Annotated in this window: 22 protein-coding genes; 10 read left to right on the forward strand and 12 right to left on the reverse strand. The window is 36.5% G+C overall.

Features of this window, described 5'->3' with window-relative positions; all coding sequences use genetic code 11:
- Nucleotides 1-346 precede the first annotated feature (346 nt).
- A complete protein-coding gene (locus E1140_RS09855) occupies nt 347-889 on the reverse strand; it encodes an AAA family ATPase (protein ID WP_155182545.1) in 543 nt (180 codons plus the stop codon).
- Nucleotides 856-1,488, reverse strand: coding sequence for a nicotinamide riboside transporter PnuC (gene pnuC, locus E1140_RS09860; RefSeq protein ID WP_155182549.1), 633 nt, complete (start codon nt 1,486-1,488; stop codon nt 856-858). Before pnuC ends, E1140_RS09855 begins: the two co-directional genes overlap by 34 nt.
- 71 nt (nt 1,489-1,559) lie before the next feature.
- On the opposite strand from pnuC, the gene E1140_RS09865 reads away from it, so the two are divergent.
- Nucleotides 1,560-2,303 carry a toxin-antitoxin system YwqK family antitoxin gene (locus tag E1140_RS09865; RefSeq protein WP_155182552.1) on the forward strand — a complete coding sequence of 248 codons (744 nt, stop codon included), beginning with the start codon at nt 1,560-1,562 and terminating at the stop codon, nt 2,301-2,303.
- On the opposite strand, the gene E1140_RS09870 is transcribed toward E1140_RS09865, so the two are convergent.
- Both E1140_RS09870 and E1140_RS09875 read right to left on the reverse strand, forming a co-directional pair.
- A complete protein-coding gene (locus E1140_RS09870; RefSeq protein ID WP_155182554.1) occupies nt 2,304-3,854 on the reverse strand; it encodes a hypothetical protein in 1,551 nt (516 codons plus the stop codon).
- Nucleotides 3,851-4,537: a septal ring lytic transglycosylase RlpA family protein gene (locus E1140_RS09875; RefSeq protein ID WP_155182557.1), complete on the reverse strand. Its 687-nt coding sequence runs from the start codon at nt 4,535-4,537 to the stop codon at nt 3,851-3,853. Before E1140_RS09875 ends, E1140_RS09870 begins: the two co-directional genes overlap by 4 nt.
- Before the next feature lie 152 nt (nt 4,538-4,689).
- Between E1140_RS09875 and guaB the strand changes: the two genes are divergently transcribed.
- The 8 genes from guaB (at nt 4,690) to E1140_RS09915 (ending at nt 14,345) form a co-directional block, all read left to right on the forward strand.
- Entirely contained in the window at nt 4,690-6,159 is a 1,470-nt protein-coding gene (guaB, locus tag E1140_RS09880) for an IMP dehydrogenase (protein WP_155182560.1), read from the forward strand.
- Nucleotides 6,160-6,253: 94 nt separating this feature from the next.
- Nucleotides 6,254-8,317 carry a GAF domain-containing SpoIIE family protein phosphatase gene (locus E1140_RS09885; protein ID WP_155182563.1) on the forward strand — a complete coding sequence of 688 codons (2,064 nt, stop codon included), beginning with the start codon at nt 6,254-6,256 and terminating at the stop codon, nt 8,315-8,317.
- A 44-nt stretch (nt 8,318-8,361) separates the two neighbouring features.
- Nucleotides 8,362-8,697 carry an STAS domain-containing protein gene (locus E1140_RS09890; protein ID WP_155182566.1) on the forward strand — a complete coding sequence of 112 codons (336 nt, stop codon included), beginning with the start codon at nt 8,362-8,364 and terminating at the stop codon, nt 8,695-8,697.
- A 1-nt stretch (nt 8,698) separates the two neighbouring features.
- Nucleotides 8,699-9,118 carry an ATP-binding protein gene (locus tag E1140_RS09895; protein ID WP_155182568.1) on the forward strand — a complete coding sequence of 140 codons (420 nt, stop codon included), beginning with the start codon at nt 8,699-8,701 and terminating at the stop codon, nt 9,116-9,118.
- A gap of 72 nt (nt 9,119-9,190) precedes the next feature.
- Nucleotides 9,191-11,146, forward strand: a complete 1,956-nt coding sequence (locus E1140_RS09900) for a foldase protein PrsA (protein WP_185153514.1) — start codon at nt 9,191-9,193, stop codon at nt 11,144-11,146.
- Complete coding sequence (locus E1140_RS09905; protein WP_155182573.1) at nt 11,127-12,008, forward strand: peptidyl-prolyl cis-trans isomerase; 882 nt, start codon at nt 11,127-11,129, stop codon at nt 12,006-12,008. The genes E1140_RS09900 and E1140_RS09905 overlap by 20 nt, the downstream gene beginning before the upstream one ends.
- Nucleotides 11,995-13,332: a peptidylprolyl isomerase gene (locus E1140_RS09910; protein ID WP_246202782.1), complete on the forward strand. Its 1,338-nt coding sequence runs from the start codon at nt 11,995-11,997 to the stop codon at nt 13,330-13,332. Before E1140_RS09905 ends, E1140_RS09910 begins: the two co-directional genes overlap by 14 nt.
- A 47-nt stretch (nt 13,333-13,379) precedes the next feature.
- The gene (locus tag E1140_RS09915; RefSeq protein ID WP_155182579.1) at nt 13,380-14,345 is read left to right on the forward strand and encodes an AAA family ATPase; all 966 of its coding nucleotides are present in this window, start codon (nt 13,380-13,382) and stop codon (nt 14,343-14,345) included.
- On the opposite strand, the gene E1140_RS09920 is transcribed toward E1140_RS09915, so the two are convergent.
- Genes E1140_RS09920 through cysC form a run of 6 tightly spaced genes read right to left on the reverse strand, consistent with a single transcriptional unit; the run spans nt 14,342 to nt 19,450 of the window.
- Complete coding sequence (locus E1140_RS09920) at nt 14,342-14,782, reverse strand: Rieske (2Fe-2S) protein (RefSeq protein WP_155182582.1); 441 nt, start codon at nt 14,780-14,782, stop codon at nt 14,342-14,344. The two genes, E1140_RS09915 and E1140_RS09920, sit on opposite strands and share 4 nt — an antisense overlap.
- Nucleotides 14,775-15,638, reverse strand: coding sequence for a 3-hydroxyacyl-CoA dehydrogenase NAD-binding domain-containing protein (locus E1140_RS09925; protein WP_343034209.1), 864 nt, complete (start codon nt 15,636-15,638; stop codon nt 14,775-14,777). Before E1140_RS09925 ends, E1140_RS09920 begins: the two co-directional genes overlap by 8 nt.
- On the reverse strand, nt 15,635-16,660 hold the full coding sequence (pheS, locus tag E1140_RS09930; protein WP_155182584.1) for a phenylalanine--tRNA ligase subunit alpha: 1,026 nt from the start codon (nt 16,658-16,660) through the stop codon (nt 15,635-15,637). Before pheS ends, E1140_RS09925 begins: the two co-directional genes overlap by 4 nt.
- 1 nt (nt 16,661) lies before the next feature.
- Complete coding sequence (cysN, locus tag E1140_RS09935) at nt 16,662-17,930, reverse strand: sulfate adenylyltransferase subunit CysN (protein WP_155182587.1); 1,269 nt, start codon at nt 17,928-17,930, stop codon at nt 16,662-16,664.
- 19 nt (nt 17,931-17,949) lie between these two features.
- Nucleotides 17,950-18,855, reverse strand: coding sequence for a sulfate adenylyltransferase subunit CysD (gene cysD / locus E1140_RS09940; RefSeq protein ID WP_155182590.1), 906 nt, complete (start codon nt 18,853-18,855; stop codon nt 17,950-17,952).
- Between the two features lies 1 nt (nt 18,856).
- Nucleotides 18,857-19,450, reverse strand: a complete 594-nt coding sequence (cysC, locus tag E1140_RS09945) for an adenylyl-sulfate kinase (RefSeq protein WP_155182593.1) — start codon at nt 19,448-19,450, stop codon at nt 18,857-18,859.
- A gap of 96 nt (nt 19,451-19,546) precedes the next feature.
- Between cysC and cysQ the strand changes: the two genes are divergently transcribed.
- Complete coding sequence (gene cysQ, locus E1140_RS09950) at nt 19,547-20,311, forward strand: 3'(2'),5'-bisphosphate nucleotidase CysQ (RefSeq protein WP_155182596.1); 765 nt, start codon at nt 19,547-19,549, stop codon at nt 20,309-20,311.
- Here the strand turns inward: cysQ and E1140_RS09955 are convergent.
- The gene (locus tag E1140_RS09955) at nt 20,285-21,145 is read right to left on the reverse strand and encodes an MraY family glycosyltransferase (protein ID WP_155182599.1); all 861 of its coding nucleotides are present in this window, start codon (nt 21,143-21,145) and stop codon (nt 20,285-20,287) included. The two genes, cysQ and E1140_RS09955, sit on opposite strands and share 27 nt — an antisense overlap.
- Nucleotides 21,146-21,339: 194 nt before the next feature.
- On the reverse strand, nt 21,340-21,655 hold a 316-nt coding region (locus E1140_RS09960; RefSeq protein WP_185153515.1), incomplete at its 5' end, for a sugar transferase.

The following is a 21,655-nucleotide window of genomic DNA, read 5'->3' on the forward strand; positions in this document are numbered from 1 at the left end:
GATAAATATTTATTTATATCAAATATAGCAAGGCGCAAATATATGGTTCAAGTAATTCAAAAAAAAAACTAAAGCAATATATTTTTGACTATTTTCAAGTTACATTGTTTAAACATTAGTTCAAAATCAATTTAAATAAAAATAATCGATGTAATGTTTTGATACAAAAGGGTGATTTTATGAATAAAAGTATAAAATTGAAATACCTACTTTAAGGTATTTTTTGTAGGTATATATACTTAGAATATGAAAGCTCAATATAAAGCTTTACTTAAGCACCTGAAATTGGAAAATTTTTGAATAAGCTACAGGTGTTAGAAATGATCTTTTTGTGAATCAATAATTATTAAATTATTAGTTGATCAATTGCAGCTACAGCCAATTTTTGTCGCTCATAATGATCTCCAGAAATTTCAACGAAGTTGGCATTAAGTTGTATTAGCTCAGTTTTAAAAAGGTCGTAAAAAAATTGACGCAGTTCAGGGTTCTCGCGTTGTGGGTCATCGTGCCAGGGTATGTCAATACCCATCAACAAATGAAGGTCATAAGTTCTTTTATGATATTCTTCTAGTATTTCATCATAACAGGCACCATACTTATACTCGCCCCAAACTTTAATAACAGTTAGGTCTGTGTCACAAATGAGCAGCTTATTGGCTTGTTGTGCTAGCGAGTCCTCTTGTTCTATCTGGCCTTTAGCAATTAATGGCAGGTCTTTTTCTTCGTAAGGCCTGTCGAGCCTGTCTATATAATGCCTGGCATATTCCGGAACCCAAACCGTATTGTAATATTTGGCCAATAGAGAAGCAAGCGTACTTTTACCTGTACACTCTGGTCCTACCAGAACCACCTTCTTTATACCTGTTGTTGACGGATTATTTTCTTCCATTCAATAAAACCAGCTATTGCCAACCCAATGTAAATAAAATATAGCAGAGCATAAAAATGAATACCCTTATAGAAGTATATGCCTGTGGCTAATACGTCTACAACAAACCAGTATATCCAGTTTTCAATATGTTTTCGTGCCGTCAGCCACATTCCTATAACACTTAGGGAAGTTGTTGCTGCATCCCAATAAGGAACAGAGGCGGGCTTTAAGTTTGGAAATATGATATGTACAGAGGACAGGAAGTATCCAAACAAGATAATACCTACTGAGGATATGATCATATAAAATACATTCTTCTTTAAGCTCATCCAGGTAATGGGAACCTTAGATTCATATTTTTCTTGTCCGTATTTCCAATGGTACCAGCCGTAGATGTTGAGTAGCAGAAAGAATACGTGCAGCAGAAAGTCTCCATAAAGTTGCTGTTGCCAAAAAATAACAAAAGATAATAAGACATATATAATGCCAGCTGGCCAGGTGAGAATGTCTTCTTTTATTAAATAGAAAACAGCCAGCAATCCAAAAATGAGGCCCATAGCCTCGAGAAAGTTAATATTCAATAAGTATTGCCAGCTCTCTTTTAAGAATTCATCCATGTGGCCCAAAGATATTGTTATTTTGCTATTTTTATGAGCATAAAGCACTGTTTACCTTATTCCATTTTTAAATGAACTTATCTCGATTATTTGTTCTTGTTGGCTTCTTTTTATTGGCCTGTGATGACTTGCCCAAGGAGGAAGCTAAGAAGAAAATTAAAGATGGTGTGGTAAAGCAGTACTATGCCAATAAAGTCCTGAAGACGGAGATTGAATATAAAGATGGCAAGCGAAATGGCACTGCAAAAAACTATTATAAAGATGGCAAGCTACACCAGCAGATAGAGTATGCCAATGGTAAGAAAAATGGAGAAGCTATTACTTATTACGAAAATGGCAAGGTATATCAAATCACGCCATATGAGAATGATCTTATTCATGGTTTAAGAAAGAAGTATCGCCAGAATGGCAAATTGATGGCAGAGGTGCCTTATAACTATGACAGGCCTTGTAGGGGCTTAAAGGAGTTCCTGTTAGATGGTAGCCTTAAGAAGCAATATCCTAAGTTAACAGTTCAGCCAATAGACAATGTACTTAAAAATGGGACTTATATTTTGAGGATAAAATCGTCTGATGGCACCTCAAGAATTAAATTCTTTGTTAATACTAAACTAGGGGTAAATGGTTGTCTCGAGGGAAGTGAGCCTTCAACTAGTTTAACTGAGCCAGGTGTATTGGAAGTGAAGTTTAACTTACCGGAAAATACATTTATAATGGAAGAGCTACATTTTGTAGCCGAGATTACAACTACGCTTGGCAATCCTTATATTACCCACACAAAACACAATTTGGCGATAGAAAACAGGGGTTTTTAATTACTGAATCATTCTTTTTCTAATCTGAAGCTCGTGACTATGAGGAGCCATGTTTAAGCCTTCATTTATTGTTTTCAGTGCCTTTGGTTTATTATTCTTTCTGAAATAATAAACACCCGCAAGAGAGTAGGCTCGTCCAATATTATTTCTATCTATTGTCAACTCTGGATCATAATACGTTTCAAATAGCCCTTTATATTTAAGTCCCTTTTTCTCATCACTCAAATCATAAGAATTCCCCATTTCAATAAGGTAGGTATTAACCAATGCACTTTTGAACAAGTTATTTTCTATTAATAACGCATGTTTAGACTTATACAACTCAAGCACCTCTAAAGCCTCAGTGTTAGAGTTGTTTTGCATTGTTCTGATAAGGGTAGTAACCAGAATATTGTTGATGTCAAGGTTATTGGTTTTAATTAGGTAGGCTTGCTCAAAATAGCCGAGTGCTTCTTTAAACTTAGCTTGATTATATAATGCACGGCCTTGCTCATAATTATAGTGGTATGATATTTCAGATTCTAATTCAGCATTGTTGATGCCTTTTACAAATTCATTGTAAAAGGTCTCTAAGGAATTAGCGTCTCCATTTTCAATTAGGTGAGTATTTATAATTCTTCCAAACTCACTTGTTATAACTTCATTATCAATATCGTATTCCTTATAACGTGATAATTTCTGCAAATAACCAACATATTTGAGTTCCTCATATTTTTGCTCATTAATGAGTTCGGCCAGCAAGGCCAGCATAAGTGTATTCACCTTTGGTCCCGGATAAAACATCCAGGCTTTTTCTAATTGGTGGTAGGCCCCTTCTAAATCCTTATTGTCTACCCGGTATATTGCATCATTGATGTATTGTATGCCTATCAACTGCTTTAGGTCAATGTCAGTATCAGTAAAATAGTATTCATCAAATAGGAGATCAGTAGATTTGGATTTGACTTCTGTATCGCTAATCATCTTAGCTTTTGCCATGCGGTCTATATAAGCTTGCTTATAACTAGAGTTAAACTTCACATAACCTCCTGCAGGGTCAGTAGCTTCAACAACTATTTGTTCGTTATTTGGATAAGCTAATACATAAACATGGGTGGGTCTTTCTTTTATTATATAGGGTATTTCAGCTTCTTCAAGAGCCATACTATATAGAGCCGATGCTGATACACAATTATATTGACCATTGTCAAAAATGGAGTTGAAGAGAATGCGCTCTTTATATTGGGTTAGAAAAGCGTCATGCATTTCATCATAAATGATCTTTAGCTTTTTATCCGCCTTTTTGGACTTTACCTTTTCAGTATAAATGGAGTTGAACTTGGTGCGATAATCTAATTGTGCTCGATTATATTTTTCAGTACTGATGGAAGGATCAATGGCCATAAAAACTTCCATATAATTAAAGCCACTTTGCTTAATAAATTTTGTCAGTGCTTGCTTCTCAAAATCTGAATTAAATAGTAAATCATCAAAATACACAAGGGTATCTTGTCCATTTACTGATGAGTATAGGAAAATGAATGCTGCTAATATTAACAGCTTGAATTTCATATCTTATCAAACTCTACAATAAACGCATCGGGATATCTTTGCTGCAACTTGACCTTAAAGTCAGTGGCTTTTTCTCTATTCTTAAAGTCACCTACAATAATGGTGTACACTTTAACTCCGTTAATTAGTTTGACCTGAACGGTCACTTCTTTCTGATAAGAGGATTTAAGATTGTCGGCTAACCGCACAAGGTTGGCAAGCTCACGAAAGGTGCCTATCTGTATGCCAAAGCCATTTGGATTAATTCTATCTACATCAAATTCATAAAACTCTTTCTCGTCTACTACAACATGGCCAATTGGCTTTGTTGGGCCACTACCTTTGCCGTCACCTGCATCAATGACTTCAATTTTTACATCTGCAATTCCAACATGGATTAAACCAATTTTTTCAGCGGCAGATCGGGACAAATCAATAACTCGGCCTTCTACGAAGGGGCCACGGTCATTGATGGTAACTTCTACGCTTTTGCCATTGCTTATGCTGGTTACTCTGACTACGGTACCAAAGGGTAAGGTTTTATGAGCAGCTGTAAGTTTAGAGTGTTTATATTTCTCTCCACTGGCCGTTGGTTTTCCCTCAAACTTATCTGCATAATAGGAGGCTTTGCCCTCTTGAATTTGTGCTTTAACAGAAACAACTAATAGGAGTAAGACAGCTGATATTATTAACCTTGGATTCATCACTTTCTTATTTATCAATAATTGTAAATACTATTTTAAATATAACAAATTAACCCATTGATCCTTGAGGTAAATTCTTTTTGCTAAATTATTAATTTAATAGGTTGGTTTACTGCCGTTTGCACGGCAAATAACATTAACGCTTATTTGCTATGTCCCTAGATACATCCAAATTCCTTTTCGAAGCGCTTACTTATGATGATGTGCTTCTTCAACCTGGTTACTCAGAAGTTTTACCAAGAGATACCGACACTTCAACACAATTAACAAGAAACATTAGATTGAATATACCGCTTGTATCCGCAGCTATGGATACGGTGTCAGAATATGACCTAGCCATTGCTATGGCACTTGAGGGTGGCCTTGGGTTCATTCATAAGAATATGCCTAAAGAAGAGCAGGCTAGCCAGGTAAGAAAGGTAAAAAGATCACAAAGTGGAATGATCCTCGATCCTATTACTTTGAATATTGATTCAAAAGTATTGGATGCCGAAAAGATAATGAGGGAATACAAAATTGGAGGTATTCCTGTTATTGATGAAGGCGGAAAGCTGATTGGTATAATCACCAATAGAGATCTTAGATTTCATAAAGATATGAGTACGCCTATCAAGGATATCATGACTAAAGATAACCTGATCACGGCTGAGGAGGATATTAACCTCGAAAAGGCAGAGGGAATTCTGCAACAGCATAAGATTGAAAAACTTCCTATCATCAATAAATCAGGTGTATTAACAGGTTTAATCACCTATAAGGATATTCTGAAAAAGCGCGACAAACCTTTTGCTTGCAAGGATGAATATGGAAGACTGCGTGTAGGCGCTGCAGTAGGTGTTACCCCTGATATTCTTGATAGAATCACGCTTCTTAAAAATGCCGGAGTAGATGTTATTAGTATTGATACAGCACACGGTCATTCTAAGGGCGTTATAGACATGCTTAAGGAGGTGAAGAAGACTTATGGCGACCTCGAAATAATCGTAGGAAACATTGCTACAGGCGCTGGAGCCAAGGCATTAGTTGATGCAGGTGCAGATGGTGTAAAAGTAGGAGTTGGACCGGGAAGTATTTGTACGACCAGAATTATTGCTGGTGTTGGGGTACCTCAGCTTTCAGCAGTCTATGAGTCAGCAAAAGCTATCAAAGGATCAGGTGTTCCTGTCATAGCTGATGGCGGTATCAGATTCTCTGGAGATATTGTTAAGGCGCTAGCTGGCGGAGCTAATAGTGTAATGATTGGCTCTTTGTTAGCTGGAACAGAAGAAGCTCCTGGTAAAGTGATAATATATGAAGGGCGTAAGTTTAAATCATACAGAGGTATGGGGTCACTGGAAGCTATGGAAGATGGATCTAAAGACAGATACTTCCAGGATGCTGAAGATGATATTAAAAAATTGGTGCCAGAAGGAATCGTAGGACGAGTGCCTTACAAAGGTCTGGTTTCCGAAGTCTTATACCAGCTTGTAGGAGGCTTGAAGGCAGGAATGGGCTATTGTGGAGCAAATGACATTGAATCTCTTGGTAATGCAACCTTTGTTAAAATAACTGCTGCAGGAGTGAATGAAAGTCACCCACACGATATATTTATAACAAGAGAGGCACCTAACTACAGTAGGTAGTTAATAAATCATAAAAAGTTTATAAGCGAGGCCCTTGGTCTCGCTTTTTTCGTTCTGTAAAGACAGAATTTATTATCTTCAAGGCGATTTAAAAATGATCAGTAGAAAAGCCATAATAAGATTAAGTACACTCCTCGCGATTTTGTCGTGGGTGAGTTTGGTATTTACTGATCTATCAATCGTATTTAGTAGCACGAGTAATGTTGCCCCGAGTGTTGGTTCGCACATTCCTCCAATATTATTGAGTGTATTTATTATCTCAATATTTCTGTATTATAAATACAGAATTGAAAAGGCAGAAAGTATCAACTTTGTCGACCTGCTCTGGAAGGTGTTTGTTTCCGGTCTAGTTGCCACTATAGTTTCACTTCTTTTTAGGTTATTACTAAATCTTTTAGGCAATACTAAGCTGGCTGAGAATGTCATCTTCCTAGATTTTATATATCTGATTAATTTGGGCTTGGTGGCAGGCTTTCTTGTGTCAACATTTATTGTTTGGAAGCGGTTGATACTTTATCAAAAGTCAAAGTTTTTACTGGCTACCTGGAAGATTTTTGAATATGGTCTCTTTTTGAGTCTATTGTATAACCTTCTTGATATCCCAGCTTTCACTTGGTTCGAGGATGTTTATAAAGGAATCCTTGTTCTCATAGGAGTGGTGCTTTCTGCTAATATGAAGTGGGTGGCTTTCTTGAATTTCAAGCAGAAATGGAAAGGTATTTTGCTTATAGCTCTGGCCATGTTCTATCTTGGCTATTTTACATTTACACTTACGGGCTTTGCTGTAGATATTTCGGAAGTTACTACATCTTTTCAGGACTTTAGAGATAGTATATTTCTTATTGCCATAATGAGTTTCATTTTTGTTTACTCATTATTTTCTTTGCTCGTTATACTTTTTAACCTGCCTACATCATCTGTATTCGAGCAGAAATTGGAGGAGGTTGTTAATTTCCAAAGACTTAGCCAATCCATACAAACTGAGCAGAGTGAAGACAGGGTGTATGATATTCTTTTAGAGAGTTCTATAAGCACGGTATTAGCTGATGCTGCCTGGATTGAGGAAATTGCGGAGGACGGAAAGTCCTTATTTCATACCCATAATATACAGGAAGATGAGATAAAAAGGATCAAAGCTCATTTTGTTGCTAATGATGTTAAAGGCATTCTAGATAAGGGGAGCGACAGAACCAAGAACCTTGGTAAACACTTGGCAACACTCAAGGGGACTCATTTCAGGTCTATGATGGCCTTCCCTATTTATGTCAAGGGTAAGCAAGAAGCTACACTTGCGCTCCTCAAGGATGTGTCAGATGGTTTTAATAAAGAGAATGCCAAAATCATAGATACCTTCACCAATCAGGCAGGGATATCAGTTGAGAATTTCAGGTTGCTTTCTGAGGCACTTCAAAATGAACGTTACAAGGAAGAGCTTAAAATTGCTAAGAATGTTCAAAGTAGCTTATTACCTAAGGAGCTTGATCAGAATGATGACTTTAATCTTGTAGCTTTTTCTGAAGCAGCAGATGAAGTAGGGGGCGATTATTATGATACTCTAAAAATTGATGAGCATCAAACCGCCATTATTATTAGTGATGTTTCTGGTAAGGGAACTTCGGCTGCCTTTCATATGTCTCAAATGAAAGGGGTTTTCCATAGCCTGGCTCAGGTGGGCATGGATCCAAAGTCATTTTTAACAATGGCTAACAATGCCTTGAGTAAGTGCCTGGACAAAGCGTCTTTTATTACTACTAGCTACTTTGTTATTAATACAAAGAAGAAGGTTGTTGATTTCGCGCGTGCAGGGCACTGTCCAACCTTATATTATGATTCTAAAATAAAAGAATGGCAGTTTTTTCAAAACAAAGGTCTTGGTTTAGGCATTTTAAGAAACAGTGGGTTCGAGAACTATATTCAATTGAATTCGTTCACATATAACCCTGATGACATTATAGTATTATATACTGATGGAATAACCGAGGCGAAAAATAGCAAGGGAGATGAGTATGGATATGATAGAATGTTAGAGGTAGTTTCTAAAATGACAGATAAGGGAGCACTAGGAATACAAGATGCCTTAATTGATGACCTGTATAAGTTTACAGGTACTCCGGTTATTGATGATGATTATACCACACTAATTATAAAGTTTAAGTAGCATTTGAATAAATAACATAAGTAATAACAATACGTAAAAGAGTTATGGTTGACGTTAAAAGGATACAGGAAGGTAATTATGATCTTATCACTATAGTCGGTGAGGTAGACGCCAGTTCTTCAATAGAACTGGACAATGCCATTGCAGAGGCTATACAGAGTGGTAATAAGGCCTTCTTGGTAGATTGTTCTTCATTGGAATATATTTCTTCGGCAGGGCTGGGTGTTTTTATGTCCTACATTGAAGATTTTAAGAAGAATGACATTCATATTGTCCTATTTGGCATGAATGAAAAGGTGCGTAATGTCTTCGAAATTTTAGGGTTGGATCAATTACTTACTATTAGAGGCGAAAAGGAAGAGGCGAAATCGGCATTGTAAGATGAAATATAGCTACAAGGTACCATGTAAGAAAGAAAAGCTTCGGGACATCCGGAGTTTTGTAAAGGAGATTTTAGACAAACATGGTTTGTCTGAAATTGATGCTAGTACGCTTGTTTTAGCTATAGATGAGGTGTGTGCTAATCTTATTATTCATGCACATCAGTGCAATGCCAAGGATTCTATTGAGCTGCAAATTATAGTTAAGCATAATGATGGGATCATTTTTGATATCATAGATAAGGCTGAGATATTTGATATTGGTCAATATGAAGAGCCAAAACTTGAAGACATTATTAAAAAGCAACGAAAAGGAGGTCTTGGATTAATTTTAGTAAAACGTATAATGGATGATATCGAAATCATTCATGACTCCTCGAAAAATATTTGCCGTCTCACAAAACGGATCGATGTGATCTAAACCGGGTCAATCGTACTTTCTTAAGCATAAAATCGTTAAAATTGCAGGGTTTTTAAGGAAATGGTGTTGAATATGCTGAGAAAACTTCTCTTTATTTTTTTACTTCTTGCAGGCTGCAAGTCAACCAGCGTTATTGATTCTGTTAATCAAAAGACAGATCATCAACAAATACTATTCACAGTAAATGGGGAGGGTGTAACTGCCGAAGAGTTTAAATACGTTTATAGCAAGAACAACATTAATAATGACAGTGCATTCACCAAAACTGACATTAAAGAATACCTGGACTTATATGTCAATTTTAAACTGAAGATTCAAGAGGCTGAGTCCAGAGGGATGGATAAATCAAAGGCTTTTGTTGATGAATTTAATGGTTATAGAGAACAACTTAAGAAGCCATATCTGACTGAGAATAAAGTTACAGAACGTCTTGTATCTGAAGCTTATGACAGATTCAAGTATGAAGTGAGAGCTTCCCATATACTCATAAATGCAAAAGAAGATACGCTGGATGCTTACAAAAAGATAAGAGAAATTAAGAACCAATTGGATCAGGGTGCAAGCTTTGAAAATTTAGCAAAACAGTACTCTCAAGACCCTTCTGTTAAAGTTAACGGAGGAGATTTAGGATACTTTACATCATTTCAAATGGTTTACCCATTTGAATCTGCAGCATATCAAACTAAAGTGGGAGAAGTATCTGCTCCTACAAGAACACAATTTGGATACCACTTAGTGAAGGTTAAAGACAGAAGGCCAGCCAATGGCAAAGTGCAGGTTGCTCATATCATGCTCAGAGCAAAGTCAGATACCACAGCCGTAAGAAATAAGATTTTTGAAATTTATGATCAGGTAAAGGGTGGAGTAGAATGGGCTGAACTTGTAAAGCTTTACTCTGAAGATGTTAATAGCAGAAATACAAATGGCGTACTGAGAGCTTTTTCTGTTGGTCAAATGCCTTTAGAGTTTCAGGAAGCTTCATTTACATTAGTTGAGCCTGGAGAGATTTCTGACCCGGTGAAAACACAATATGGGTGGCACATTATTAAGCTGATTAATAGAGAACCTATTGAGTCTTTTGAGCAGATGGAAGCAAGTATTAAGTCCAGAATTAGCAGAGATTCCAGAGCACAACTTAATGAAATAGCGCTTATAAAAAGGCTAAAAAAGGAAAATGGATTTATAGAGAATGCTGAAAATAGAAAAATAGCACTTTCTATAACCGATAGCACTCTGCTTCAGGGTAATTGGAAATATATCTCTTCAGCTCAAAATGATCTGGAATTGTTCAAGATCGCAGATAAGACTCATCTTCTTAACGAGTTTGCTACATATATAGAAGAGAATCAAAAGCCTGTAAAGGATGAATTAAATCATTATACTAATGTGCTTTATAATGATTTTCAAAAGAGTAAAATCATTGCTTATGAAGAAGATCACCTTGCCGACAAGTATTTTGATTATAAAATGATTGTAAAAGAATACCGTGAAGGGATACTTCTTTTTAATCTTATGGAAGAGGAGGTTTGGAATAGGGCAGTTGAAGATACAGTAGGCCTTGAAGCATTTTATGAGTCAAGAAAGGACAACTATAAGTGGGGAGAAAGAGCCAAGGCATCAATTTATTCAGCGAGTGACAAAATATTGCTAGAGATATCTAATGCCATTGAAACAGAAGATAGTTTGTACTTAACCAAACAGAGCCTTTATAAGAAGTATAATTCTGGTTCAAACCTTATTTTACAGTCAGAATCGGGTATTTTTGAGAGTGGAGTCAAAGAAGTACTTGACTTGGCAGAATGGAATGTTGGCGTTCAGAAATTAGAGTTTGGTGGGAAATCACATCTGGTTTGGATAAAAGAAATTTTACCACCTCAAATAAAAACATTGCAAGAAACAAAGGGAGCGGTTATATCTGATTATCAGGAGGTTTTAGAAAAAAACTGGTTGGTGAAATTAAAAGAAAAGTATAGCGTTTCAATGAACAATGAAGTACTTAACAATGTCTATGAATCACTTCAGAAATAACATAGTCTATCTATTCATAATACTGTTGGTAGCATCTTCATGTGACCTCATAAAGATGAAAGAAGATCCGACCCAGGAAACCGTTAAGGCTAATCCTGTGGCTAGGGTAGGCGAAAACTATTTATACCCTGAAGATCTTGAGGGGATTGCCACTTCAGGGATGTCAATTGAGGATAGTACAGAGCGAACTATGCGGTTTGTTAACAATTGGATCAGGAAACAATTATTAATTGGAGAAGCTGCAACCAGGATCGAGTTTGATGAAGCGGAAATTGAAAGAAAGATATTAGACTACCGATACAGCCTGATGGGCTATGAATATCAATCTTATTATATCAACCAAAATTTGAATATGGAGGTTGATGATGCTGAGATAGAAAGCTACTATAATGAGAACATAGATAACTTTATTTTGAAGCAGAACATTATTCGAGGAAGATTCATTAAACTTCCTACCGGTGCTCCGAAGATGGATAGGGTCAAAACTCTTTTGAATTCAACAAGGGAAGAGAATATTGAAGAGTTAAACTCTTATGCGTTGAGTTTTGCGGCAACCTATCAGTTAAATGATTCGGTATGGATGGTGTTTGATGAAGTAATTAAAAACTCGCCATTGGCTGAAATTCCAAATAAAGTGCAATTTTTGCAGTCTAATAGATACATAGAAACAGCGGACGTTCAATTCAGGTATTTTTTGAAGATTTTGGAGTACCGCATTTCGGATAACACATCTCCTTTAGAGTTTGTGAAAGAGGACATTAAGAATATAATAATTAACAAGCGAAAGGTGCAGTTGGCACAGCAGCTGGAAGAAGATGTATATGAGCGAGCAACTAAAAACAAAGAATTTGAAATCTACTAAGAGCATAATCACGGCTTTAGTGATATTTTTATTTTCACTAACACAGTCTTTTGGGCAGGATCAAAAGGTGGTTGTTGATCAAATAATAAGCAAGGTGGATAACTACATCGTGCTTAAGTCGGATTTGGAAAGGGCCTATTTAAGCTTTTTGGCGAACGGTAATGCGGCAAATACAGGAGCAAAATGTAGAATGCTGGCACAGCTTATTAGTGGTAAGCTAATGGTTGCGAAAGCTGAAATAGATTCAGTGATTGTTTCTGAAGAAGAGGTTGATAATAACCTTGATCGTAGAATGCAAATGATCTTATCTCAATATGGTGGTTCAGAAGAGCAGCTGGAGGAATATTATGGTAAGACGATCGAGCAAATACAAAATGATATTAAAGATGATATCAAGGAACAATTGGTAGTTCAGCGTATGCAGGATGAAATTATTAAGAATGTTAAAGTAACCCCTTCAGAGGTTAGAAAATTTTATAACAAAATCCCGTCAGACAGTTTACCTTACTTTTCTACTGAAGTTGAGGTTGGACAAATTGTTAAAATTCCAACGATTAGCTCTGAGCGTAAAAACGAGCTTAAACTTAGGTTGAGTAAGATTCGCGATAGAATTATTGCTGGTGAAAAATTTGAAGTGCTGGCCAAGGAATATTCACAAGGGCCAAGTGCAAAATATGGAGGCAACTTGGGTTTTGCTCAAAGAGGAACTATGGCGCCAGAGTTTGAAGCAAATTCATTAAAGCTAAAACCTAACGAGATAAGCCAACCCTTCGAAACAGATTTTGGAATCCACATAGTTCAGCTCTTAGAAAGAAGGGGGAATGAGTATAACTCAAGACATATCATTTTAATCCCTGATCCGGGACCTGAGGACATTCAGAGAACAAAAAACTCATTAGATAGTATAAGAACTTTGGTTTTGAATGACAGTATTTCATTTCAGAAAGTAGCTAAGGACTATTCTGATGACAAATACACTGCAGGCAGTGGTGGATTTTTTACTGATGAGACAGGAGGGCAGAGAGTGTCAGTTGAAGACCTTGATCCCGTAATCTTCTTTACCATTGATAGTATGGATGTAGGTAATATAAGTAATCCTATAACATACAGAAGAGATGACGGAAAAGAAGCTGTTAGAATACTATTCTACAAATCAAAAATAAAGCCTCATCAAGCCAATCTAAATGATGACTGGCAAAAAATTCAATCAGCGACACTCAACGAAAAGAAATCAAGAATATTAGCTGAGTGGTTTGATAAAGCGCGTAATGATGTCTTTATTAGCATCGACAAGCAATATGACTACTGTCAAATCTTAAATTGATAAACCAAATATTGCCTGTTGCGTAACACTACAAAACCTTTAGATATATGAAGCACTTTAGTAATGAAGTAGAAGCAGCCAATGGACTTTTTGAGGCTTATAAGACCTTGAAAGGTGAAATATCTAAAGTAGTAGTTGGTCAGGATGATGTTGTTCGTCTATTGCTAACTTCTGTGTTTTGTCAAGGACACTGTTTATTAGTTGGTGTTCCTGGTCTTGCCAAAACTCTATTGATAAAGACCATGGCATCAGCACTTCATTTAAATTTTAATAGAATACAGTTTACGCCTGACCTTATGCCTTCTGACATTATTGGTGCAGAAACTCTGGATAAAGACAGAAATTTTAAATTTATCAAAGGCCCAGTATTTGCCAATATAATTTTAGCTGATGAGATAAACAGGACACCGCCTAAAACTCAGGCTGCCTTGCTTGAATCAATGCAGGAGTATTCTGTGACTACAGGTGGGCATAATTATCCATTGGAGAAGCCTTTCTTTGTTCTTGCTACTCAGAATCCAATTGAGCAAGAGGGTACATATCCATTGCCTGAAGCGCAATTAGATAGGTTTATGTTTAATGTATTGCTTGACTATCCTGAGTATCAGCAGGAGCTTGATATTGTAAAGAATACGACAACTGACGAACAGGTAGAAGTTAAGCCAGTATTAACAGGTGAGGAGATTGTTTATTTTCAACATTTGGTTCGACAAGTGCCTATTGCGGATAATGTAGTAGAGTATGCGGTTGATTTGGTTCATAAAACAAGACCAAATACTGAGCGAGCATCTCAGGTAGCGAATGACTATTTGGAGTGGGGTGCAGGACCTAGAGCTTCACAATACTTGGTCGTAGGGGCTAAGTGCAATGCCTTACTCAATGGAAAGTACTCACCAGACATCGAAGATGTTCAGGCAGTAGCCAAACCTACATTGCGCCATAGACTTGTGAGAAACTTCAAAGCAGAAGCAGAAGGAATGACCATCGATAAAATTATTGATGCTCTGATTTAATTGGCAATGTTATCTGTTATTGTCAATACATTCCCATCAAGACGTGTTTCGTAAATTCTAAGGTTATACCTTGCAGGCCCACTCGTTGGTTGACCTGTTGGGAAATTAAAAGTTGACCCACAGCAGGGGTCTCTCATATAGAGCTTAGATGAGTGGACCTCAACATTGGCACAAGCCTCATTAGGCAAGTAGGAGCAAGTTCGTTCAAAGGCAATGTAGCTTGAAGGATTTTCTCTATATAGTATTAACCCCCTTAATCCACCTCTATTGATATAAATGGAGGTGCCATCTCTGTTTAAGTCTACGAATTCTGGGAGGGTGAGATTAATGACAACATCTTGGAAGTCTGCTATGGGTATTTGATCTTGTCCTAAATTATCATCACAAGAACAGATGAATATTAGAGCAATCCAGATAAGATGGCTTAATTTATTCATAATTATAGAAGCCCTTCCCATTTTTTCTACCATTGTGTCCTGCATCTACTTTCTGCTGCTGAATTCTGCTAGGCCTAAATTTTGAATCCTGGTGGAATGCGTTAAACATTGAGCTAGTAACAGAAAAATTAGTGTCTACACCGATAAGATCCATAAGTTCAAAGGGGCCCATTTTGAACCCTGATGACCTCATGAGCTTGTCTATAGTCTCAAAGTTGGCTACGCCTTCTTCTGCCACCTTAAGGCTCTCCACATAAAAGTGACGAGCAACTCTGTTCACTATAAACCCTGGTGAATCCGCAGCTGAAACGGGAACTTTCCCAAGTTTTATAGATAGCTCAGTTGTTAGTTTAGCTACTTCTGCATGAGTTGAAGCACCAGAAATTACCTCCACCAACTTCATAATGTGGGCTGGATTAAAAAAATGCATTCCGACTAGATTTTGCGGTCTTTTAAGTGGAGCAGCTATCTGTGTAATAGGAATGGAAGATGTATTTGTAGCTAATATTGTATTTGAAGAGTTAATCTCCTCTAGCTGCGTAAAAATTGAATGTTTAACTTCTAATTTTTCTACAACAGCTTCAACAATGAAGTCTGCTTTGAGATTTTTAATATCTTTTTCAAGAATGAGCTTCTTAAGGGCTTCAGTTTTTACAGCTTCAGTTAATTTGCCTTTTTCAATACCTTTATCAAGATTCTTGACAATGGTAGAATAAGCTTTGTTCAGTGTTGACTCATCGATATCAAAAAGTAACGTTTTGATACCTACCATGGCGGAAAGTTGGGCAATTCCTAAGCCCATAGTCCCGGCACCAACTACTGCTAACAACTTTATATCATCAACTTTTTGTATCACAATCCGGTTTTAAACTGACTTAAGAATCTAACATCATTTTCAGTATATAAACGCAGATCATTGACTTGATATTTTAATTGGGCTATTCTTTCGAGACCCATACCAAATGCAAAACCAGTATACTTTTCAGAATCAATACCACAGTTTTCTAAAACATTAGGATCAACCATGCCTGAACCTGCTATTTCTACCCAGCCGGTGTATTTGCATAGCTGACAGCCATCTCCCTTGCATATCTGGCATGATATATCAACTTCTGCACTTGGCTCAGTAAAAGGGAAGTATGAAGGTCTAAAACGTATTTGCGTTTCTTTTCCAAACATCTCTTTGGCAAAATGATAGATGGTCTGTTTTAAATCAACAAAGCTGACATCTTCTGCAACATACAAACCTTCAACCTGATGGAACACACAATGGGCTCTTGCAGAAATCGCCTCATTTCTAAATACTCTGCCAGGCATTATTGACCTAAAAGGTGGTGTACCACTTTTCATCAACCTTGCCTGAACATTGGAAGTATGAGTTCTAAGCAGCATATCAGGGTTCCTTTCAATAAAGAAAGTATCCTGCATCTCTCTAGCAGGGTGATTTTCTGGAAAGTTGAGTGCTGTAAAGTTGTGCCAGTCATCTTCTATCTCAGGACCATCCGAAACATTGAAGCCAATTCTTTCAAAAATTTCGATAATCTGAGCCCTAATAATTGTCAGTGGATGAAGGCTTCCAATTTCTCTACCAGCTGGAGGTAACGTTAAATCTACATGATCCTGAGTGCCTGATTCACTTGATGAATTTAGGTTATCAATGATCGATTTAAATTTATTTTGAGCGGCTTGCTTAACCTCATTGAGCTGTTGTCCAAACGCTTTTTTCTGATCGTTTGGAATATTTTTCATCTCGCTAAAAAGCTCTGTTACAACACTTTTTTTACTTATGAATTTTAAGCGAAACTCTTCTAGCTCCTTTTCTGAAGTTGCCTTAAAATTTTCAATTTCCTTTAGAACACTCTCTACTTTACTGTTCATATTATATAATCATTCCAGCTCCAACTGTCTCATTTGTAAATTCGTCAATTAGAATTACAGATCCGGTATTTCTATTTTTCATATAAGGATCATAAAACAGTGGTTTTGCAGTTTTAATTTGAATTCTTCCTATATCATTAACCTCAAGTCCATCAACACCTTCTATTTTTTCTAAAGTATTAACATTTACCTTGTAGCGAACATCTTTAATAATGCATTTAGCTTCGTTAGTTGTATGTTTAACAGTATACTTAGACCCAAGTTTTAGGGCGTTTGTATTTAACCAACAAACCATTATTTCAATATCTTGCGATGATTTTGGCTGATTGTTAGGTTTAGCAATCATATCACCACGGCTGATATCTATTTCATCCTCTAATGTAAGCGCAATAGACATTGGAGCGTATGCTTCGTTCAGTTGACCATTCATAGTCTCAATAGACTTGATTTTTGATGTAAATCCTGAAGGTAACACTACAACTTCTTCACCTTTTCTAAAAACGCCACCATTAATGGTACCAGCAAATCCTCTAAAATCATGATATTTATCTGACTGGGGCCTGATAACCCACTGTACTGGCATGCGACTATCTATAAAATTTCTATCGGACGCAATCTGTACATTTTCCAAAGTCCACAGCAGACTTGGTCCTTGGTACCAATCCATATTTTTAGATCTATCAACTACATTATCTCCGTGTAGTGCGGAAATAGGGATAAATCTGATATCTGGTATCTCTAATTTAGCATCAAAGCCAAGGTATTCATTTTTAATATTTTCAAATACCTCTTCTGAATAATCAACCAAGTCCATTTTGTTAATACAAACAATGACATGCTTGATTTGTAAGAGTGACGCAATGAAAGAATGCCTTTTAGTCTGTTCTATTACTCCTTTTCTTGCATCAATTAGGATGATAGCCAAGTTGGCAGTTGAGGCACCAGTAACCATATTTCTGGTATACTGAATGTGTCCTGGAGTATCTGCTATAATGAACTTTCTTTTAGGTGTGGCAAAATAACGGTAAGCAACATCTATGGTTATGCCCTGCTCCCTTTCAGCCTTTAGTCCATCTGTAAGTAATGCTAGGTTTACATGCTCATCACCACGGTTTTTACTTGATTCTTCTATGGCATCAATTTGATCTTCAAAAATTGACTTAGTATCGTACATTAATCTTCCAATCAAAGTACTTTTTCCATCATCAACACTACCTGCAGTAGTAAATCGAAGCAGGTCCATGTCCATATATCCTTTTTTCTCTGTCATGATCTTTAAATTCTATATTCTAAAAGTACCCCTGCTTCTTTCTGTCTTCCATTGCCGCTTCAGAGCGTTTATCATCAGCTCTATTTCCTCTTTCGGTTTGTCTTGCGGCAGCTACTTCTTCAATTATATCATCTAAAGTAGATGCAGAAGATTCAATCGCTCCAGTAATTGTCATACAACCCAAAGTACGATATCTTATAACTCTTTCTTCATAAGACTCTTTTTCTAGCAGTGTATTGTACGGTGATTCTGCGATCCACACTCCTCCTCTGTTCACTACACTTCGTTTGTGTGAAAAATAGATGCTAGGCAAATCTATTTTTTCCTTCTTGATGTATTGCCAAACATCCATCTCCGTCCAGTTGCTTATAGGAAATATTCTAAATGATTCCCCAACGGCTTTTTTACCATTGTATAAGTTCCATAATTCCGGTCGCTGATTTTTAGGATCCCATTGTCCAAAATCATCTCTATGCGAGAAAAATCTTTCTTTTGCTCTGGCTTTTTCTTCATCCCTTCTTCCCCCTCCAAAGGCAGCATCATAACCACCCTCTTCTAGCTTTTCTAATAATGTAATTGATTGGAGAGAGTTTCTGCTTGGGTTAAGTCCTTTTTCTTCCCTGGCAGTACCTTTGTCAATCGAGTCTTGAACCAGGCCAATATCGAGCGTCACTCCATATTTTTCAGCTAAATTATCTCTGAATTCTAAGGCTTCTGGAAAATTATGCCCTGTATCAATATGTAATAATGGAAAAGGCACCTTTGCTGGCCAAAAAGCCTTTCTAGCTAAGTGAACCATGGTAATGGAGTCTTTTCCACCTGAGAATAAAATGACAGGTTTCTCAAATTGAGCAGCAACCTCTCTGAAAATAAATATTGCTTCAGATTCAAGTTGATCTAAATGAGATAAATTAAGTGAAGACATGTTATATTTTAATTTTATTAATTATCGAACTAAATAAGTAATCGAGTGAATCCTCAAGAGTCATTTCGTTTGTTTTAACATCAACCGAAGGACTTTTTGGTATTTCAAATGGCGAATCTATCCCTGTAAAATTCTTTATTTCACCTCTTCTTGCTTTTGCATACAACCCTTTAACATCTCTTTCTTCACAAACTTCAATTGGGCAATTAATAAACACCTCACAATATTTATCACCAATAATTTCAGAGGCCATATTCCTGATTTTCTCAGTAGGGCTTATCAGTGAGCATATAGTAACAGTGCCATTAAGTGCAAACAGTTTAGAAATTTCCGCAGCTCTTCTAATATTTTCAATTCTATCCTCTTCGCCAAAACCAAGGTTTGAATTAATGCCAGATCTTAGGTTATCACCATCAAGTAGCATAGTATGAAATCCATTCTGATGCAACCGATTTTCTAAACCTGTAGCCAATGTGCTTTTTCCAGAACCTGATAGCCCTACCATCCATACAACCAAGCCCTTTTGCTTAAGAGCAGATTCCTTTTCATTACTAGATAGAGATTTATCAAAAATCGGAAATATATTATCAGCCATTCCTTTGAATTATAAGCCTGCAAATCTACAAGTTATTGGACTAATTAATAAAAATATTGATAGTTTGGTGCCTTTTAATAACCATGAAGCTTTAATATGTTCCATTTAGAAGAGAATAGTATAATTGAGCTTACTAGAAAAGCTGGTGAGGCAATTATGAATATTTATAATGACCCGAATCAGTCAAGTGTGGTTGACTTTAAATCAGATGATTCACCCTTAACATTAGCAGATGAGGCCTCGCATAATGTAATAGTCAAGGGGCTAATTGAGCTTCATCCTGATGTACCTATAATTTCGGAAGAGGGTGAAAATTTAGACTACCAAATTCGCAAAGAATATAATAGATATTGGTTAGTTGACCCTTTGGATGGCACAAAGGAGTTCATAAATAGAAATGGAGAGTTTACTGTAAACATTGCTCTTATAGAAAATGGGAGGGCGGTTGCCGGGTTTGTTTTTGCACCATATCTAGATGAGTTGTATTATGGCATAGAAGAGGTTGGAGCTTTTAAAATCTCGGGAAATAGCAAATTAATCCTAAAAGTGAATAATAGTGAAACCAAAAGAGTAGCAGTAAGAAGTAAATCCCATCCTTCTGTTGAGGAGGAGTCAGTCTTAAAACAATATAATGTTGTAGATAGTATTTCAGTAGGTAGCTCACTTAAATTTTGCATGGTTGCTGAGGGTAAGGCTGATGTTTATTATCGCTTTGGACCAACGATGGAATGGGATACTGCTGCAGGGCATGCAGTTGTTAATGCTGCTGGAGGAAAAGTTTTGAAAAATACAGGACCTGAAGAGTTTATCTATAACAAGGAGAATTTACTAAACTCAAGCTTTCTCTGCTTGGGATTTTAATTCATAATAGTGAAGCAGTCCTAATAAAATCCCTACAAGTGATAAAACTATAGGAAGTACAAAAACGTCACTCAAGCCTTTCAAAATGATTGCAAGCACTATAAAGAGAATGTTTATTGCTGCCAATAAAACCGAGATACTAGAGTGTTTTAGACCAAGTCTAAGAAGACTATGATGAATATGGTTATTGTCAGCAATTAATGGAGATTTAAATTTTGTCAACCTAATAATAAATACTCTGAGTGTATCGGTCAGCGGAACGATAATGAAACACATGGCTGTTGAGATTGAGGCTGAGAACTTAAAGGCACTGTTATTGTCAAGTTCAAAATTTTTGTTTATAAAATGGATCACTAAAGCAGAGAGCAAAAATCCTATTAGCAATGCTCCAGTATCTCCCATAAATATTTTAGAAGGGCTCCAGTTATACACTAAGAAAGCCATAATAGCTCCAACGAATGTGAAGGAGATAAAAGCCAAGTCAGTATCATTCGTTAGATAAAACCATGAGCCTAAAACTAGTAGTGAGGTTAAAGAAAGAGAGCCGGCCAACCCGTCAATTCCATCAATAAGATTAATTGAGTTAGTAATCACTATTATTACAAAAATTGTGATCACTAAAGAAAACGAAGCTGAGAAATTGATATTTCCTATATCATAAAAAGACTCTAATCTTACGTGGCCAAGTAAGATAATCAGAATTATAGGAACCAATTGACCTATTAGTTTATAGAAAGGTTTCATAGGAATAATATCATCTCTAAGGCCTATAACAAAAAACAAGGCCAGCGAACTAAATAGATATTTGTTCATGGTTGCATCTTCCGATGACATCCAAACTAATAGTGAAAAAGTAACGCCAAAGAAAATAGGTATCCCGCCTAGAGAAGGGGTATGAACTTTATGAATCTTCCGACTATCAGGTGCATCTAAAATCTGTTTCCATTCCAGTATTTTAATGAGAATAGGATAAAGAAAATATGCAAAAACTAATGATGATAGCGAATATTTTAGTATCTCAATAATGACTAATAGGCGTTTTCATCTCCTTTAAATAAACTCAATATAGTAAGAAGAATTATTTTTAAATCTAAGAAAATAGACCAGTTTTCTATGTAAAACCTATCTAACTTGACTCTATTTTTCATCGATACTACTGTTTTGGTCTCTCCTCTATATCCTTTGGCTTGTGCTAAGCCAGTTATTCCTGGTTTTACAAAGTGCCTCACCATAAATTTCTCCACAACTTTTGAATACTCTTCTGTATGTCGAAGCATGTGCGGTCTTGGCCCAACTACAGACATTGAACCATTGAAAACATTAAAAAATTGAGGAAGTTCGTCA

Source organism: Fulvivirga lutimaris (assembly GCF_009711525.1).
In the GTDB taxonomy this organism is placed as follows: domain Bacteria; phylum Bacteroidota; class Bacteroidia; order Cytophagales; family Cyclobacteriaceae; genus Fulvivirga; species Fulvivirga lutimaris.